This window comes from candidate division Zixibacteria bacterium HGW-Zixibacteria-1, from assembly GCA_002838945.1.
Lineage (GTDB): Bacteria > Zixibacteria > MSB-5A5 > GN15 > PGXB01 > PGXB01.
The window spans coordinates 129,280-146,224 of the sequence record PGXB01000002.1 but is presented as its reverse complement, the minus strand read 5'-3'; the positions used below and the strand labels follow the sequence as shown (position 1 = coordinate 146,224).

The window sequence follows — 16,945 nt, the reverse complement described above, 5'->3', positions numbered from 1 at the left end:
ACGAGTGGATAACAGGGATTCCAAACATCTTCCCCTAAGAGGTGAGCTTCTCCGCAAGCTGACCCATCTCTGTGCCATCGTTATTCCCGGCGGATATTATTTTTTGGGAATGACGCGAGGCGAGTTTCTGGCGATTATGATCCCGATAGCGGTGATTATGATAATCATCGATATAAGCCGGCTGCGGGATTGGAAACTGTGGTATCTTGTCAGGAAATTGATCTCGCCGATGGTGCGTGCCTCCGAGACCAGCGGCGATTTTACGGGAGCCACCTATATTCTGACGACCGCCTGTCTGACAGTGGCGCTTTTTTCAAAACCGGTAGCAGTTGCGGCCCTGGCTTTTATTGTAGTCGGCGACCCGGCTTCAGCGTTGATTGGACGCCGCTATGGAAAGCATCGGTTCCGCACCAAATCTCTCGAGGGATCGACTGCTTTTCTAATTCCCGCCCTGATGGTAGGCGTATTTTCGCCGGAACTGCCGCTGGCCGTTGGTTTGCTGGGAGCGGTTGTGGCCACCGTGACCGAGGCGGTCTCTTTCACTGTTGACGACAATACGACGGTCCCGCTGATATCGGGGCTTTTTATGACCCTGATGCTAAAAATATTCTTCAGTTGATAAATCGATCAATCAAGCGGGATCGCATACATCAATCCGGCCGAAAGGCTCAGTGTATTGGCCCCGAGGCCGCCGCTTATTTCCATCTTATCTCCGACACCCTCGACGTTGCTGATTTATTGCAGCCGGTACATCAGGTTAAAATTAAGAAAGACTCTGGGACTGACATATAGATCCGCCCCGGCGCCAAGATTGACTCCGATTCCGCTGTATTTGGCATCCTCGACAAAGGTGCCATCGGACGCGGCATTTTTGACATTGATATACGGGACCGAAAATCCGAGCAGCATGTAGGGCTGAATTTTTTCGGCACCATATACGCCCTTGAAGTTGAAGTCGATAATCATGACCGTGGCGTCATCAACCTTTGTGAGGAGCGGAAATTCATATTCATGGGTTGTCCTTGAAAAAACCATTTCGGCGCTGTAATGAAAAACGGGGGTGAATTTTCCCGAGACTCCCGCCGTAAGGCCGAACCCGGCTCCGCCTTTGATTTCCGGGAGGAGAATGGTTTCCGATCCGTTGGCCAGAACATGGTCGGCGTCAAAATCGCCGCCGACTGTATTATAGGCGAAACTTGCACCCAAATATATCTGCTTGTCGGCCTTCTTAAATGTTTTATCGACGGCCCCTGCCGTCCCGGCACAGAGCAGGAGAGTCATAACTATAAAGACGAAGGTCGAAGATATTGTTTTACACATAAAGCCGCCCTTTCCTAATGTTAAATGAATGTGATCGGCACCCAATAATAGCGGAACGCCTGAGGATATGTCAAGGGGGAATATTTTGATTATTTTTGACTGGATTGATTGGTACCGACCATATATATTGGCATTATGAAATATATAGACTTCAGATCAGACACAATAACCAAGCCGTCGCCGGCGATGCGGAAGGCCATTGCCGAAGCGGAAGTGGGCGATGATGTATTTCGCGACGATCCGACCGTTTTGCGGCTGGAGGCCCTGGTTGCCGAAATGTTCGGCAAAGAAGCAGCGCTGTATGTTCCATCGGGTACGATGGGGAATCAGGTGGCTCTCAAGACCATTTCCGAGCCGGGGTGGGAAATTATCTGCGAGCGGGATTGCCATATAGTCAACTATGAAACGGCCGGGCCGGCCATTCACTCCTCGCTGCTGGTCAACATGATAACCACGGAGTACGGGGTAATGACGGCTGAGCAAATCGAGCAGTCGGTGCGCGAACCGAATATTCACAGTCCCATTACCAAAATCGTGGAGATTGAAAATACGCACAATCGTCATGGCGGCACGATCTGCCCGCTGGATGAGATAAAGAAAATCAGGGGAGTGGCCGATCGGCATAACCTGCTGATGCATCTTGACGGCGCCCGTATCTGGAATGCGCATGTTGCCACCGGAATCCCTCTGGCGGACTGGGTCAGGCCCTTTGATTCGGTCTCGGTCTGTCTTTCGAAAGGACTGGGGGCGCCGGTTGGTTCGATGATTCTCGGATCGAAGGATTTTATAGGCAAAGCATTGCGGACAAGAAAACTTTTCGGCGGCGGGATGCGGCAGGCGGGAATTGTCGCCGCGGCGGGGCTATATGCCGTCGAAAACAACATCCCGCGTCTGGCCGAGGATCATGCCAATGCCGGAGTCTTGGCCGAGGGGTTAGGGCGCATTGACGGCTTTGCGGTCGATATGAAACGGGTGCAGACCAATATCATCCTGGTCGATATCGCCGGAACAGGGAAGAAGCCGGTCGAAATCCTGTCGGCCATGAAAGAAAAAGGCGTTCTGGCGGTGCCGTTCGGGCGGACCAGATTGCGTTTTGTGACACATCTCGATGTGAGCCGCGAAGACTGCGAAAAGGCAATTAAGATAATCTCTGATATAAAATTATAGGGCGGCGACCGCAATTGCCGCCTGCCGGTTCTTGCATTTCAAATCACGGGAGGACGCATTATGCAGGAATCTCCGGGGATGAATTCCGGGGTTGCTCCGGTTCGCGGGGCGGAGCGTATTGCTTCCGTCGATATTCTTCGCGGTGTCGCCGTGCTCGGCATTCTTGGGATCAATATTTATTTCTTTGCCCTGCCGGGCGCCGTCATGTTCAATCCCTCTGTTGCCGGCGGCTTTCTGGGATTGAATCTGCTGACGTGGCAGTTTACGTCACTGCTTTTTCTTCAAAAGATGATGGGGATTTTTTCGATGCTTTTCGGAGCCGGTATTATCATGATGTATGATAAAGCCGAAAAAGCGGGGCGCAAGTTTGGCGGAATTCATTATCGCCGTATGCTGTGGCTTCTGGTTTTAGGTCTTGCGCATGCTTACCTGATCTGGCATGGCGATGTCCTGGTGACTTATGCCGTCTGCGGAATGATTCTTTTTCTTTTCCGTCGGCGTTCGCCCCGAACGCTTATCATATTGAGCCTTATCGTATTCATATTCGGTATCCTGATGCAACTCGGCGCCAGTTTCAATTTCGCCGTTATGAAGGAAAGCGCCGCGGCGGCAGAGCAATCGAGACGGGCAGGGAAGGAAATCAGCCCATCGCAGGAAAAAATGATCATCGTTTGGGAAGAAATAAATAATGTCTTCAGTCCCCCCGACGAGGCAATACGAACGGAGATCGATGCCTATCGCGGCAAATATCTCGATGTTCTGAAATTCAGAATGCCGGTTACCCTGATGATGCAGACGCAGGCGCTATTCTTCATAATAATCTGGAGGGCACTGGGATTAATGCTGCTGGGAATGGCTTTGATGAAACTCGGTGTTTTTTCGGCTCTCCGCTCCATCAGGTTCTATATATTTATGACTGTTATCGGTTTTGGAATCGGTCTGCCTGTGGTTATTTACGGGATCAAGGGGCTCATGGCTCATAATTTTGATTTTATTTATCAGTTCCGCGAAGGATTGCATTATAACTATATCGGCAGCATCCTGACGGCGCTGGGGCATGTCGGCCTGATAATGTTGATTTATAAATTCGGTATTTTGAGATGGTTGACACGATGTCTGGCGGCAGTCGGGCGGACGGCGTTATCCAATTACTTGCTCCATTCAATCGTATTTACTACAATATTTTATGGTTATGGCCTGGGGCTGTTCGGTCGGATTGAGCGGTTTTATTTGATGTGGTTTGTAGTCGTGATGTGGATCATTAATTTGACAGTAAGTCCGCTCTGGCTGAGACATTTCCGCTTCGGCCCGGCCGAATGGCTATGGCGGACGCTGACTTACCGAAAGAGACAACCGATGAGAGTATGAATCTAATGAATAATAGGCTATTGTTTTCTATTTGAATTAAGATATATTAATTCAAACAATATATATTTATAAAAAAATATGCCTTGGCAATTTGCAAAATATGCTGGTCGTTCCTTTCAGCAATTATTTTATGGAATGGATCACTTTTTATCGGAATCCGAAAAATTATATGAAGAGATTCATGCACAGGACCCCACTAAGCCGGAGGCCTTCAACCCAAGGATATTTTACTCCGAAAAAATAATTGCCAAAGCAAGCTTTTTAATGGGAATGACTGCTATTGAGGCATTTGCAAATTTTATCCTAAAGGATTATTCGGTCAGGGATAAGAAGGATTTACCAAAAGAGCTATTAAATAAGGCTCAAATCTCACAAAAAATCGATCGTTGGCCACTTGCTAGCAAGATTTATTTCCTGCCCACTTTATGCAATCCTTTGCTTGAACCTCCAGCATTTTATTTTAATATGGATTCTATAGCTTATAAGACTTTTAGGGAACTGGTAGAAATTAGGAATGGAATGTTGCATATTACCCCGCAAACATGGATAGTTCTAATAAAATTAAAGACAAATAAAAGACATGAACTTCATGATGACTTCCCCGAAAATTTCTGGCCAGTCTCCCACATATTTAGAGATTACTCAGCATTTAATTATATAGCAGCAAAAATTGCGCGAGACAATATCTGCTGGGTAAGAGATTCTTTATTAAGTTTTATTGAGAAAATTGACAAGAAGTATCTCAATGAGGAGAAATACCATTTGATTAGTGGTATAATACCTGAAGAAGGCAATAGCAAAGAAATCCTGATAGATAATTGGCAAAAATACGTTAACGAGAAATGAACTGCAGTTTATAGGAATATTATGAATTTATCAATTACCATCCTCGGATCCGGATCGGGCAACCCTTCGGCAGAGCGAAGCAGTTCCGGTTATGTTCTGGAATATAACGGCAGGCTGCTGTTGTTCGACTGCGGCAGCGGGGTGTCATCATCATTCGTCCGGTCGGCTTTCGAGCCGGCAAAAGTCGATGCTATTTTTATCTCGCATATGCATCCCGATCATGTATCGGATTTACCGGTGTTTATCCAATTGCTGTATCTGGCCGATCGCCTGGAACCGCTGACCGTGTATCTTCCGGCGGAAGCGGTTAAGCCGGTCAAAAAATATCTCAACGCGTGTTATCTTTTCGATGAGAAGCTGCCCTTCAAGCTGGAACTGAAGGCGATCGATGCACCTGTCACCGTTTTGGGCCGCGAGGTTGAGGTTAAGCCGATAGTCAACTTGCATCTTATGACCAATTCGGAAATAATCGAAGCGACCGAATATCCCAATAAAATGGAGTGTTATTCGTATCTGGTGAAGATCGGCGGCAAAAAATTACTGTATACGGCCGACATCGTTTCGATCGATGAAATGGAAAATTATCTGGAAAAACTCGATCTTTTGATTACCGAGACGACTCACGTCGATACCGACCAACTACCGTCACTGATAGAAAAAAAGCAGATAGCCAAAGTGGTACTGTCGCATATCGGCGATGATAAAATATCCGAAATGCTGAAATTTGCCGGGGCCCAAGCCGCCGGCGGGAAAATAATTGTCGGAAAAGATAACCTGACAATTAAGATATAATAAGGTTGTGTTCATTGTTAAGTCCAATATCCGGCGCCGCCGACCGGGGCGGTATCCGCGGGAAATCGGATAAATCTGTACTTATATTTCCAATATCACACAATATAGACCTGAGAAATCGATATATTGCCGAAAAATGCAGATAACCCTTGACATCAGGGGGCAAAATCTCATAATTTTGCAAACTAGATTAATTAGAACCATATTTTAGTGCCAAGGAGGTTCGGATGGCCGAAAGAGTGTCAAATCAAAGTGTGCTGACATGGTTCCTGCAGCGAATCTCGGGAATCCTGCTGGCATTTTTTCTGATAACGCACCTTAATGTCCATCATTTGTTTCATGATATAACGGTATCGGGCATAATCAATTTTGCCGGGGTCAGGGAAAATCTTCAATCCTCGGTCTGGTGGAAAATTTACTATATCGCCTTTGTGCCTTTTGTCGTTTTTCATGCGCTCAACGGTTTCTGGCAGATTATTGCCGATTTCCGTCTCAAAGCGGGAGCCGCTGTTTTTATGAAGACCGTATTCTGGATTCTGGGAATCATATTGATCGTTACGGCGGTCATGACTCTCAACAATCTTTTAGGAGGAGGGGCATGATGGCGAAGGAATCGAAACTTCAGGGGATGGTCAAAGATGCCGGGCTGAACAAGAACATCGGCAATTATTCCTACTGGATTCATCGGATTACCGGTATCGGCCTGTCGGTATATCTGATAATGCATACGTTTGTTCTTTCCTCGGCCATCAGTGGACCGCAGGCATTCGACGATCGAATGGGGACGGTTCAGAATCCGTTTTTCGCGATTCTGGAAGTTCTTTTGATCGCCGGGGTATTCATGCATATGCTGAACGGGCTGCGTATCACGATAACCGACTTTTTCAACTGGTCCCGCGGCCATAAGATTCTTTTCTGGATCGCCGCAATCCTGTTCGTGATACTGATGATTATTGCCATCGAACTCCAATGGCCGAAATTTTTCATTAACAATTACGGCGTGGGAGGGCACTGATCATGTTTTATGATATTGTCATTGTCGGCGGTGGATTATCCGGATTACGCGCGGCTATAGCCGCTCATGATGCCGGAGTGAAATCGGTGGCCCTCATTTCCAAGATTCATCCGGTGCGGTCGCATTCGGGTGCGGCCCAGGGCGGAATAAACGCGGCGCTGGGCAACCACCCGGAGGGGCGCGACGACAGTCCCGATAGACATGCTTATGATACTATCAAAGGATCCGATTTTCTGGCCGACCAGAATGCGGTCGAAATCATGACCGCCGATGCTCCGGGTATCATTTATGAAATGGATCACTGGGGTTGTCCGTTTTCGCGCTTCGAAGACGGTTCTATCGCCCAGCGGCCGTTCGGCGGCGGGGGATTTCCCCGCACCTGTTACGGTGCCGACCGGACCGGCCTGTATCTCCTGCATGCGCTTTATGAACAGGTGGTCAAGAGAAATATAGAGGTTCTTTACGAGCGGTTCGTGACAAAGCTGGCGATTCGCGACGGGCATTGCGCCGGTGTTGTGATAATGAATCTGCATACCGGCGAGCTGCAAACGATCGGCGCGAAAATCGTCATTTTTGCGACCGGCGGTTCGGGCCGGGTGTACTCGGTCAATACAACCAATGCTCATGCTTCGACCGGGCTTGGCGTGGCCATGCCGTACTGGGCCGGTATTCCGTTAAAGGACATGGAATTTATTCAGTTCCATCCAACGGGACTTGACGGATCATCGATTCTTATGACCGAAGGCTGCCGCGGCGAGGGCGGTTATCTGCTCAACAACAAGGGCGAGCGTTTCATGAAGAACTATGTTTCCGAGAAAATCATGGAACTGGCGCCGCGGGATATTGTCGCCCGTTCGATGCAGACCGAGATTAATGAGGGGAGAGGTTTTGAGGACCGTTATCTTCAGCTCGACCTGAGGCATCTGGGCGCCGAGAAAATTATGGAGCGCCTTCCGGGTATTCGGGAAATCGCCATGGACTTCCGCAATATCGATCCCATCAAGGAACCGATTCCGGTGCATCCGGCCATGCATTACACCATGGGCGGGATAGACTGCGACAAGGATGGTTTGACGGCGGTTGACGGTTTTTATGCGGTCGGCGAATGCGCCTGTGTTTCGGTTCACGGGGCCAATCGATTGGGCGGTAATTCGCTTCTTGACACGATCGTCTTCGGCGCCCGGGCGGGCCGGCATGCCGCCGCGCGCCTGAAAGATATGTCCGGATCGGCTGACGATGAGACATTGAACAAGGCGCTTAAAGAGGAGAAGGAGCGGTACCAGAAGCTGCGGACATCGAGCGGCAAGGAAAATCCGTACGATATCAAGAACGAACTCGCCCGGGCCATGATGGATAAGATCGGTATCTTCCGCACGAAGGACGACATGGAAAGCGCTGTCGACACCGTCAAGCAACTGCGCGAAAGGTTCGAGAAGATCAGGGCCATACCGGATACGGGTAAATTTAATTATGATTTTCTCTGGGTGACCGAAATTGCCGGGAATATCGATACCGCCCTTGCCATTGCCATGGGGGCGGTCAACCGAACCGAATCGCGCGGTTCGCATTTCCGGAGAGATTTTCCAAAGCGTCTGGACGAGCAATGGTTGAAACATACCATCTATAATTTCAAAGACGGGGCGCCCGAGATTTCGTATAAACCTGTAACACTCGGTAAGTACGAACCTGAAGAAAGGAAGTATTAAAAATGGCGATATTCAAGGTTTTTAGATACACTCCCGAATCAGATTCGATGGCCCGTTTTCAAGAATATAATCTGCCGGATACGAAGTCGATGACGGTTCTTGAAGGGCTGTACTATATTCTTGAAAACCTCGATCCGACGCTGGCTTTCAGGTCATCCTGCCGGATGGGAGTCTGCGGCTCATGTGCGATGCATATCAACGGAGAGTACCGCCTGGCCTGCGAGACACAGGTTTCGGAGATGGGCGGCACGGTGACGGTGCGGCCGCTGGCGCATATGACAATCATCCGCGACCTGGTGGTTGACCTGACACCGTTCTTCGATAATTACGAAAAGATCAAACCGTATCTGATTCATAACGGCGAAATTCCGACAAAGGAATTCAGGCAGTCGCCCAGGGATCGCAAAAAAATCGATTTTCATGTCGATTGCATTCTCTGCGGCGCCTGTTATGGTTCATGTCCGGTTATTTCGACCGACCCGGATTACCTGGGGCCGCATGCGCTGCTGAAGGCGCTGCGGTTTGTCGATGACTCGCGCGATAACGCCACGTATGAGCGGCTGGCCTACCTGGCCACCGATTACGGCGTTTTCCGCTGCCATACCATATTCAACTGCCAGCAGGTCTGCCCGAAGGATCTTGATCCGACCGGCGCCATCGGCAAGTTGAAAATGAAGGCGGTCAAGGCGAAACTGCTGGGTAAACTGAAAAAGACGGGGTCATAAGTTATAATTTGCGAATAGACATGCAATCAGGCATTTTTGCGGGTCAGGACCCTTGCGGTCCTGACTTTTTTATATGGTTGCTATAAATAATGTCAGGAGTGCAAGACTCCTGACCTACGACTGCCATTAATATTATTACTTACGACTCTAATTTGATAAAACTGCTGACCACACTCTGTTCCTCAGTACTTACTTTAACATTTTTTGCATTTTTTATTGGACGATGCTCAAAAAACAGACCGTCTATGGTTCGGAGCCTCATAGAAAGAAATCGGTACATATGGAAAGAGACCTTTTTGCTAATGCAAGAGGAAGCAGTCAAATAATAAAAGATCATTAAGTAATAAATTCGAAGAGTTCAAATTTATTGACAAGTACGCAAGTCACATAAAATATCATTCGACCCCAGGTTTGCTTACTCAATAATATTAGAAAGCGACTCATCAGGGAATTCAATTATAGTAAAAGCCGCCGGGCTCAGCAGCGCCCGGCGGCTTTTTATAGTCCGGGAGGACTAAGGATTATAATCGTTATCTCATCGTGCCGACATAATGCGAGGTCAACTGGCGAGCGCGGATGCGCGGGTCGGTGTAGTCGGGGAGAAGCATCGGTGCCACTTTTTCAGCGGAAATGCCGGCGTCGGCCACTTCCTTATTGTATTTTACCACATGCTCCAGCGACAGCTTGCCCTCTTTGGCACTGGTTTTGGCATAGATCGCGGCGTTCTTGCCGGCGATGCGTCCGAAGACCATGATATCCAGAAGCGAGTTGCCCATCAGGCGGTTTTCGCCGTGAATGCCGCCGCCCACTTCGCCGGCCACAAACAGGCCGGGAACAGCGGTGTCGCCGGTGTTCTTGAATTCCAGTCCGCCGTTCTGGTAGTGCAGAGTGGGGTAGATGAGCATCGGCTCTTTGGATATGTCGATGCCGAACCGTTTATACAGAATGTATTTGCCGGGGAACTCGCGCTCGACGGTGCCTTCGCCCGAAAGCGTATCGATCATCGGCGAATCGAGCCAGATGCCGAGCTTGCCGGTCGGGGTCGGGATGCCCTTGCCCTTGACGACACATTCCTTGATAATAGAGGCCGCCTCGACATCACGCGGCTCGCGCTCGTTGACAAACTGGTTGCCTTCGATGTTAACCAGGTTGGCGCCGGACCCCCGGAACTTTTCCGTGATCAGGATCCCCTCGGCCTGTTCAGGGAAAACGATTCCGGTGGGGTGGTACTGCACGGTATGCAGGAAACAGACCGGAACGCCCGCTCTGTAACCCATAACAATGCCGTCGGCGGTCGCGCCGTAATGGTTCGTGGTCATGAAGCCCTGTATATGAAGGCGTCCCGAACCGCCGGTCGCCATAACAACCGCTTTGGCCTTAACGATCAGGTATTCTTCGGTTTCCATGTTGTACAGTACCGCGCCGGCGCAATGCCCCTGGTCATTCAGAATGAGTTCCACCGCCGGCGAGAACTCGATAACTTTGATATCGTTGATGCGGTTGCGCGCCTCATCGCGGATTGTGCGCATCATCTCGGCCCCGGTGATATCGGCGGCATAATGCATCCGCTTGCGGCAGGTCCCGCCGCCGTGGATAGTATGCAGGGTGCCATCGGGGAACTTGGAGAAGTTGCATCCGAGCGATTCCAGCCACTTGATGACATCGGGCGCTTCGGTGACAAGTTTCTCGACCAGTTCGGGCGTATTCTTGAAATGACCGCCGCCCATGACATCGAGATAATGGTAGTACGGCGAATCTTTGTGGCCTTTGGTAGCGGCCTGGATGCCGCCTTCGGCCATCATGGTGTTGGCGTCGCCGTGGCGCAGTTTGGTGGCGATAATGACTTTCGCCCCCTGTTCCTGGGCCAGCAGTGCGGCCGAAGTGCCGGCGCCGCCGCCGCCGATGATAAGCACATCGGTTTCATAGTCGATTTTGGAAAGGTCGATGGCCTCCGGATTGACCCGGCTGCGGGCCTCGAGCATTTCGCACATCTCGTGCGCGATACGATAACCTTTGGAGGGTCCGACCAATAACGCGCGGCGGCCTTCCTCTTTGAAATCGGGATGATAGTTGAGCATCTCGTGGCGATCATCCAGCGACAGGAAGGGAACCTCCTCGTTGTGCTTCTTGCGTTCGACACGCTCGGCGCGGGTGCTCTCGACAACCTTTATAAGATTTATTAATTCCTCTGGATACGGCATATCTAACCTCTTTTCATATTCGTTTCATCGACGCCGCATATCACAAATATATGGGGTCTTTGGGGGTCCAGTCCTCGCCCGCGGTGGCGGGTTCCATCTCGCGCTCGGTATAGACTTTCTTGAGCGTGTTCTCATCCGATGCTTTCAACTTATTCAGCGCATCATCGAACCGTCCGGCCTGGATATTGGCCACCATCGTTTTGAGATGTTCGGCCTTCGGAGTCAGATAGGCGCCGTTGATACGCCGGGCCAGTTGAGCGATATGGTACTGCGGCAGTTCTCCCATGCAGCGGCTGGCGCACAGCCCGCACTGGATGCAGTCGAACGAGATTTGCGCGGCTGCTTTGATATCGCCGCGTTTGAGCGCCGCGATATAGTCCATCACCTCGACATCCATCGGACAGACTTTGGAACAGGCGTTGCATGCGACACAGCGGAACAGCTCCTGGTACAGCTGGAAAATCTCTTCGGGCTTGCCTTCCAGCTCATAGAAGTTGTATGTCGCCCGCATGGCGGGGTAGAAGGGAAGCTGGGTTAGATACATGTCCGGCTCGACCACCGTCTGGCAGGCGAGGCCGGTATAGATTTTGTAGTCATTCGGTTTGCGATAAACGGTGCTGCAGGCGCCGCAGACTCCCCCCCGGCAGCCGCAGCCTCGAATATACTTATACCCGGCATACTCCATCGCTTTCATGATGGTGAGTGTCTCGGGCACTTCGTATTTCTTACCCATGATATAAATGGGAATGAGCCTGGCTTGAATCGCAGCCGATTTGCTTTCTTTGTCCTCGGTCGTAGTGCTCATGGTCACCTCATTTATCTCACAATATTGTTATTTTTTCCTGTTTATGCCTTAATCATATTCTTTGTCTTAAGAAGCTCCCGGGCGCTCTCGCGGTTGAGCTCCAGATGCGATACTTCGGGCGCAATTCCCAATGCAAGCGCCAGAAGCTGCGTGAAATAGTACACCGGCAGGTCCTGCGCGCCTTCGTATTTTTCTAACATCTGATCCTGCCGTTTGCCCATATTGTAATCGCACAGCGGGCAGGTCAGGGCGAGCGCTTCAGCGCCGTTTTTGACGGCATCGCTGATAATCTCGTATGATACCTGCAGGGCGGCGTCGGGTGCACCCAGCACCTGATAAGCGCCGCAGCATTTGGTCGCCGACGGAAAATCGATCACCTCGGCGCCCAGCGCCTCGATGAATTGATGAAGGACCTGCGGGTTATCCGGGCGGTCGAGCGCAACCTCTTTGGGGCGCAGAAGAGTGCATCCGTAGTACGGGGCCACCTTCATGCCGGTCAAAGGTTTCGTGATTTTATCTTTTAATTTATCGAAGCCGTAATTGTCGCGGATGAAGTCAAGGAAATGCACGACTTTGACATTACCTTCGTAATCGGGCTCCTCATCCATGAAATCATTGATCGTCTTGCGCTTTTCCTCGTCGTTTTTCATCAGGTCGTTGGCGCGGGCCAGGGTGTTATAGCACATCGAGCAGAGCGTCAGGACCGTATCCTCGCCGCGTTCCTGGACGCGGATCAAATCGCGCACCGGTGCAACCATGTGAATCAGATCATCATCGGCGAGCGAGAAAACCGCACCGCAGCAGTTCCAACGGGGGAGTTCTTCGTATTCGATGCCAAGGGCATCAAGACAGGCCAGAGCCGACATCTCGAGATTTTTGGCCTTGGTCTTAAGCGTACATCCGGGATAATAAGCAATCTTCATAGCTCACCTCATGATGTCATCTTGCGGAACCCGGACACCATCGCAATTTGCGGCATCTCGGCCACTTGATCCGGTTTGAGTTTTTTTGGCTCGATGTGGTCGATGTTCTGGCGTAGTTTGATCAGGCGCAGCGCTTCCATGACCTTGGTAATGTCGATACCACGAGGGCAGCGAACCATGCAGGTGTGGCATGAAGCACAAACCCACGGGGTGTTGGCCTCTTCCAGCGCCTTGCGGTTGCCCAGTTGCAGAAGGGCCATGATCCGGCGGGGGAAGACGGTAATATGGTCGACCATGGGGCATGAGCCGGAGCATGTTCCGCACTGGTAGCACTGCTGGAAATTCTGTCCGCTGATTTCCATTACTTTTTTGCGAAGCTGATCGTCTGATTCGCGCGTTGATATGAATATTGGCATCAGGACCTCATATCTGACTGGTTATTCTTTCCAAGTTTCGAACCGACGTCTATTTTCATAAAAATGGACTTTTTCCACACCAATAAATGACTTCAGACTGTTGCGAAGTCGAACCTCATTTTCGTGAATATTTTCACAATTCACCATTCACGGTCACCATTTAATATACACAGTTTGAGTCAAGAAAACAAGGACTTGGCGAAAAATTTCACAAAATATTTATTGACCCTGCTTCGTAACGCTCAATTATTCATATTTTTACAGATTATTCAGAAAAAATATAAAATCAAAACATTTCGCATCTTTATTAATCATAAATTTGACTTTCAGTCAAAAAAAGGGATGTTTCGGGCCGTGGCCATAAGTTCTTGCCGTTTTTTTGATTAGTTTTATGGGGGAATATCGAATGATATTGACTTTTGCCGATGATATAATAAATTGCCATTCTTACAGACCGTTTTTTGACAATAAATTTATTGAGAATAGAGGTTTTTTATCATGCGTCTTTATGAATATGAGGGCAAAGGGCTCTTCGCCAAGTCCCGGATTCCGATCCCTGAGGGCCGCCTGGCGGCAACCCCGGCCGAGGCGGAAGCCATTGCCGCCGAATGGAATAAGCCGGTGGTGCTGAAATCCCAGGTGCTCACCGGAGGGCGGGGCAAGGCGGGCGGTATCAAAATTGCCGAGACCGTGGCTGATGCCAAAGCGACCGCCGAAAAATTGTTTCAATTGAAAATCAAAGGTTTCCCCGTGGAAAAAATCCTGATCGAGCCGAAACTCAATATCGCCAGGGAATTTTATGTGGGGGTTACGATCGACCGGCTCAATTACAAGCTGGTGGTGATTGCCTCAGGAGAGGGCGGGGTCGACATTGAAGAAACGGCCGAGAAGCATCCCGAGAAAATTTTCCGCAAGTCTTTCGATATCGATCAGAAGCTTTACAATTTCGATGGTGTTGAAATCGCCAAGTCGCTTGGACTGGATGCCGATCACGCAAAAGTTGCGGCCGGCATTATCCTGAATTTGTATGATCTTTTCAAAAAATATGATGCCAAGCTGGCCGAAATCAATCCGCTGGTTCTTACGGCCGAGGGGAAACTGATTGCCGCCGACAGCCGGATATCGCTTGATGATGATGCGGTTTTCCGGCATCCGGAACTGGCCGAGATGGGTATCGAGAAACGGCATGAAGAAGGTGAGATGACGCCTCGCGAGCAGCAGGCGACCGAATGGGGAATTCCATATCTCGATCTTGACGGCAATATCGGGATGTTTCCGGGCGGGGCCGGGTTCGGTATCATGGGCAATGATTTTATTCATTATTACGGCGGCAAACCGGCCAATTTTATGGATTCGGGCGGCGGCCCGACCCCGGAGCGGCTGGCCAAGATGCTGGTGCTTCTGGACGAGAACCCGAATGTCAAGGCGATTTTCGGCGCCCGGTTCGGCGGGATATCGCGCTGTGATGATTTTGCCAAGGGTGTTATCATGTTTCTCAAGGAACATGGCCTGTCCAAGCCGATGGTTTGCCGGATGACCGGCAACATGTGGCAGGAGGGGGTCCGGTTGTTCGAAGAGGCCAAAAAGGAAAATTCAAAGTTGTTTGAGCATTTCGAATTTCATGGTATCGAGACGCCGATCGAGGTTATTTCCAAGCGGGCCGTGGAACTGGCGAATGAAGCGGAAGGGGGCAAGTGATGGCTATTCTGGTTGACAAAAATTCGAAAGTGATGGTGCAGGGGATAACCGGCGGAGCCGGCGCCTTTCATACCAAGCGAATGATCGCATACGGAACCAATATTGTCGGCGGGACATCGCCGGGTAAGGGCGGCCAGATGGTCGAGGGCAAGCCAGTGTTCGATCTGGTCGCGGAGTGTGTTGCGGCGACCGGCGCCGATACCTCGGTGATTTTTCTCCCGGCCAGGTTCGTGATGGAAGCGGCGATTGAAGCTATCCGTGCCGGTGTCAAATTTGTCGTGGTCATCCCGGAGCATATTCCGATTCATGACATGCTTCGTGTCCGCAAGGAAGCGATGGCGCACGGCGCCACGGTGCTTGGCGGCAACACCGCCGGTATCATCACGCCGGGTGAGGCCAATCTGGGTATTATGCCGGATATCGCTTTCATGCCGGGGCGGGTCGGGACGGTCAGCCGGTCGGGCTCGATCACGTACTATATCGCCGATACGCTGACGCGGTCAAATTACGGTGAGACGACCTGTGTCGGGCTGGGCGGCGATCCGATTCTGGGTTCGACATTCGATGAGATACTGTGGATGTTCGAGAAGGATGAGAAGACCAAAGCGGTGGTGATGACCGGTGAGATCGGCGGGGTGTATGAAGAACGGGCGTGCGATACGATCACGAAGATGAAGACGCCGGTGATCGCGATGATCGGTGGGATCTTTGCACCTCCGGGTAAGCGGATGGGTCATGCCGGGGCGATTGTCGAAGGCAGGATGGGCACGGCCAAAGAGAAGCTGGATAAGCTGACGGCGGCGGGGGCGCATCCGGCGAAGACATTCAAGGACATCCCGGAGATATTGAAGAAGCTGGGAGTGTAGAAAACGTGCTGCCGGGTCTCTGTACCCGGCAGTCTTCAAATAAGGCCGGAATCAATCTGCCAGGTTTCGGCTCCTTTCGTTAGGGCGGGGCGTGGACACACGCCCCTTTTTTTTATTTTAATTTATTCGTGGGCGGCAGATGTGGACAGGCCTCCTGAATCCTGCGGGCCCTGAGCTTCGATAGGAAGGATCTGTCGCCCGCAATCGTAGGGGCGTATTGATATACGCCCTTCTTCCGATCGACAGTTCGAAGCCCGGGCGTATTTCAATACGCCCCTACCGTTTCCATTGAAAATTTCAGCAAAAACCTTATTTAATTTTTATATAAAAATTCATATTAATATAGTGGCCGTATAATAATCGGAGGAGTGGTGACTATTCCGGATAAAATGAGGGCGATGGTGTTTCGGAAGGCGGGAGAATCGCTCGAATTGATGAATCTTCCGGTGCCGAAGCCGAATAAAGATCAATTGCTGATTAACGTGCATGCCTGCGGTATATTGTGAACGGCGAATTGACCGCGCCGAAAGAGATGCTGATTCCCGGTCATGAAATTGTCGGGACAGTGGTGCAAATTGGCGATCATGTGGCTGATTAAGTGCCAGTAGTATTAAGTATATTATGCCCCCTGCAAGTTCTTACTACTTGGACGATAATTATGATATTGCCGTAGTTCGATTGGGCGCTCTTTCGCAATTACTTGATGTCGTCGTAATACCAGAATCAGTGATAGGAGATGATTCGATGATAGTTGCAGGAAGGGAAGTGTTCTTTTTAGGATATCCAAAAGGTATGACTGGCTATGACGCGAATATACCATTAGTCAGACAAGGCTTGATTGCTGGTGATCGAATGCATGAAATAATATTGGATGGGAATTTTTTTGGTGGTAGCAGTGGCAGCCCAATATTCTTAAATCCGGATTTGGAAAATAATGTGATGTCGCAGAGGTTAATCGGTGTGGTCGCCGAGCAACGCACAATTGCCATTAAGCGATTTCCAATGTTGGAGGAAAACATGGGAATAGGAATAGGCATAAAAATCGGCTACATAATCCAAACAGTTGACAAGAGTATTAAAGAATTAAATAAATAACA

The 16,945-nt window shown here is 50.2% G+C and carries 18 protein-coding genes; 13 read left to right on the top strand and 5 right to left on the bottom strand.

What is annotated here, in order from left to right:
• The first annotated feature begins 4 nt into the window (after nt 1-4).
• The gene (locus tag CVT49_01435) at nt 5-619 is read left to right on the top strand and encodes a hypothetical protein (protein ID PKK84844.1); all 615 of its coding nucleotides are present in this window, start codon (nt 5-7) and stop codon (nt 617-619) included.
• Nucleotides 620-735: 116 nt separating this feature from the next.
• On the opposite strand, the gene CVT49_01430 is transcribed toward CVT49_01435, so the two are convergent.
• Complete coding sequence (locus CVT49_01430; GenBank protein ID PKK84843.1) at nt 736-1,320, bottom strand: hypothetical protein; 585 nt, start codon at nt 1,318-1,320, stop codon at nt 736-738.
• Nucleotides 1,321-1,455: 135 nt separating this feature from the next.
• On the opposite strand from CVT49_01430, the gene CVT49_01425 reads away from it, so the two are divergent.
• The 8 genes from CVT49_01425 to CVT49_01390 all read left to right on the top strand — a co-directional run bounded on the left by CVT49_01425 (nt 1,456) and on the right by CVT49_01390 (nt 8,939).
• Nucleotides 1,456-2,487, top strand: coding sequence for a low specificity L-threonine aldolase (locus CVT49_01425; protein PKK84953.1), 1,032 nt, complete (start codon nt 1,456-1,458; stop codon nt 2,485-2,487).
• A gap of 60 nt (nt 2,488-2,547) precedes the next feature.
• Nucleotides 2,548-3,855, top strand: coding sequence for a hypothetical protein (locus tag CVT49_01420; protein ID PKK84842.1), 1,308 nt, complete (start codon nt 2,548-2,550; stop codon nt 3,853-3,855).
• 135 nt (nt 3,856-3,990) lie between these two features.
• Complete coding sequence (locus tag CVT49_01415; GenBank protein PKK84841.1) at nt 3,991-4,701, top strand: hypothetical protein; 711 nt, start codon at nt 3,991-3,993, stop codon at nt 4,699-4,701.
• 21 nt (nt 4,702-4,722) lie between these two features.
• A complete protein-coding gene (locus CVT49_01410) occupies nt 4,723-5,493 on the top strand; it encodes a hypothetical protein (GenBank protein PKK84840.1) in 771 nt (256 codons plus the stop codon).
• A gap of 227 nt (nt 5,494-5,720) precedes the next feature.
• The gene (locus CVT49_01405; protein ID PKK84839.1) at nt 5,721-6,095 is read left to right on the top strand and encodes a hypothetical protein; all 375 of its coding nucleotides are present in this window, start codon (nt 5,721-5,723) and stop codon (nt 6,093-6,095) included.
• On the top strand, nt 6,092-6,508 hold the full coding sequence (gene sdhC / locus CVT49_01400; GenBank protein PKK84838.1) for a succinate dehydrogenase, cytochrome b556 subunit: 417 nt from the start codon (nt 6,092-6,094) through the stop codon (nt 6,506-6,508). The genes CVT49_01405 and sdhC overlap by 4 nt, the downstream gene beginning before the upstream one ends.
• Entirely contained in the window at nt 6,508-8,214 is a 1,707-nt protein-coding gene (locus CVT49_01395) for a fumarate reductase (quinol) flavoprotein subunit (GenBank protein PKK84837.1), read from the top strand. The genes sdhC and CVT49_01395 overlap by 1 nt, the downstream gene beginning before the upstream one ends.
• 2 nt (nt 8,215-8,216) lie before the next feature.
• Nucleotides 8,217-8,939, top strand: a complete 723-nt coding sequence (locus tag CVT49_01390; protein PKK84836.1) for a succinate dehydrogenase iron-sulfur subunit — start codon at nt 8,217-8,219, stop codon at nt 8,937-8,939.
• Between the two features lie 530 nt (nt 8,940-9,469).
• Here the strand turns inward: CVT49_01390 and CVT49_01385 are convergent.
• The 4 genes from CVT49_01385 to CVT49_01370 are packed head-to-tail and all read right to left on the bottom strand — an operon-like array spanning nt 9,470 to nt 13,284.
• Entirely contained in the window at nt 9,470-11,140 is a 1,671-nt protein-coding gene (locus tag CVT49_01385; GenBank protein PKK84835.1) for a succinate dehydrogenase/fumarate reductase flavoprotein subunit, read from the bottom strand.
• A gap of 40 nt (nt 11,141-11,180) precedes the next feature.
• Entirely contained in the window at nt 11,181-11,945 is a 765-nt protein-coding gene (locus CVT49_01380) for a 4Fe-4S ferredoxin (GenBank protein PKK84834.1), read from the bottom strand.
• 41 nt (nt 11,946-11,986) lie between these two features.
• Nucleotides 11,987-12,868 (bottom strand): heterodisulfide reductase, subunit B, encoded by an 882-nt coding sequence (locus tag CVT49_01375; protein PKK84833.1) that lies wholly within the window; start codon nt 12,866-12,868, stop codon nt 11,987-11,989.
• A gap of 8 nt (nt 12,869-12,876) precedes the next feature.
• Nucleotides 12,877-13,284, bottom strand: a complete 408-nt coding sequence (locus CVT49_01370; protein PKK84832.1) for a heterodisulfide reductase — start codon at nt 13,282-13,284, stop codon at nt 12,877-12,879.
• A 195-nt stretch (nt 13,285-13,479) separates the two neighbouring features.
• Here CVT49_01370 and CVT49_01365 point away from each other — a divergent pair, with 195 nt between their 5' ends.
• From CVT49_01365 to CVT49_01350, 4 genes are all read left to right on the top strand, one after another.
• Nucleotides 13,480-13,671: a hypothetical protein gene (locus CVT49_01365; GenBank protein ID PKK84831.1), complete on the top strand. Its 192-nt coding sequence runs from the start codon at nt 13,480-13,482 to the stop codon at nt 13,669-13,671.
• 111 nt (nt 13,672-13,782) lie between these two features.
• Nucleotides 13,783-14,982 (top strand): ADP-forming succinate--CoA ligase subunit beta, encoded by a 1,200-nt coding sequence (locus CVT49_01360; GenBank protein PKK84830.1) that lies wholly within the window; start codon nt 13,783-13,785, stop codon nt 14,980-14,982.
• Entirely contained in the window at nt 14,982-15,848 is an 867-nt protein-coding gene (locus tag CVT49_01355; GenBank protein PKK84829.1) for a succinate--CoA ligase subunit alpha, read from the top strand. Before CVT49_01360 ends, CVT49_01355 begins: the two co-directional genes overlap by 1 nt.
• Before the next feature lie 621 nt (nt 15,849-16,469).
• Nucleotides 16,470-16,943, top strand: a complete 474-nt coding sequence (locus CVT49_01350) for a hypothetical protein (GenBank protein ID PKK84828.1) — start codon at nt 16,470-16,472, stop codon at nt 16,941-16,943.
• Nucleotides 16,944-16,945 lie beyond the last annotated feature (2 nt).

Excerpts from the sequence above, each read along its gene's own strand:
- CVT49_01430 (PKK84843.1), bottom strand. The coding sequence starts at position 1,320 with ATGTGTAAAACAATATCTTCGACCTTCGTCTTTATAGTTATGACTCTC.
- CVT49_01425 (PKK84953.1), top strand. The coding sequence starts at position 1,456 with ATGAAATATATAGACTTCAGATCAGACACAATAACCAAGCCGTCGCCG.
- CVT49_01420 (PKK84842.1), top strand. The coding sequence starts at position 2,548 with ATGCAGGAATCTCCGGGGATGAATTCCGGGGTTGCTCCGGTTCGCGGG.
- CVT49_01415 (PKK84841.1), top strand. The coding sequence starts at position 3,991 with ATGGATCACTTTTTATCGGAATCCGAAAAATTATATGAAGAGATTCAT.
- CVT49_01410 (PKK84840.1), top strand. The coding sequence starts at position 4,723 with ATGAATTTATCAATTACCATCCTCGGATCCGGATCGGGCAACCCTTCG.
- CVT49_01405 (PKK84839.1), top strand. The coding sequence starts at position 5,721 with ATGGCCGAAAGAGTGTCAAATCAAAGTGTGCTGACATGGTTCCTGCAG.
- sdhC (PKK84838.1), top strand. The coding sequence starts at position 6,092 with ATGATGGCGAAGGAATCGAAACTTCAGGGGATGGTCAAAGATGCCGGG.
- CVT49_01390 (PKK84836.1), top strand. The coding sequence starts at position 8,217 with ATGGCGATATTCAAGGTTTTTAGATACACTCCCGAATCAGATTCGATG.
- CVT49_01385 (PKK84835.1), bottom strand. The coding sequence starts at position 11,140 with ATGCCGTATCCAGAGGAATTAATAAATCTTATAAAGGTTGTCGAGAGC.
- CVT49_01380 (PKK84834.1), bottom strand. The coding sequence starts at position 11,945 with ATGAGCACTACGACCGAGGACAAAGAAAGCAAATCGGCTGCGATTCAA.
- CVT49_01375 (PKK84833.1), bottom strand. The coding sequence starts at position 12,868 with ATGAAGATTGCTTATTATCCCGGATGTACGCTTAAGACCAAGGCCAAA.
- CVT49_01370 (PKK84832.1), bottom strand. The coding sequence starts at position 13,284 with ATGCCAATATTCATATCAACGCGCGAATCAGACGATCAGCTTCGCAAA.
- CVT49_01360 (PKK84830.1), top strand. The coding sequence starts at position 13,783 with ATGCGTCTTTATGAATATGAGGGCAAAGGGCTCTTCGCCAAGTCCCGG.
- CVT49_01355 (PKK84829.1), top strand. The coding sequence starts at position 14,982 with ATGGCTATTCTGGTTGACAAAAATTCGAAAGTGATGGTGCAGGGGATA.
- CVT49_01350 (PKK84828.1), top strand. The coding sequence starts at position 16,470 with ATGCCCCCTGCAAGTTCTTACTACTTGGACGATAATTATGATATTGCC.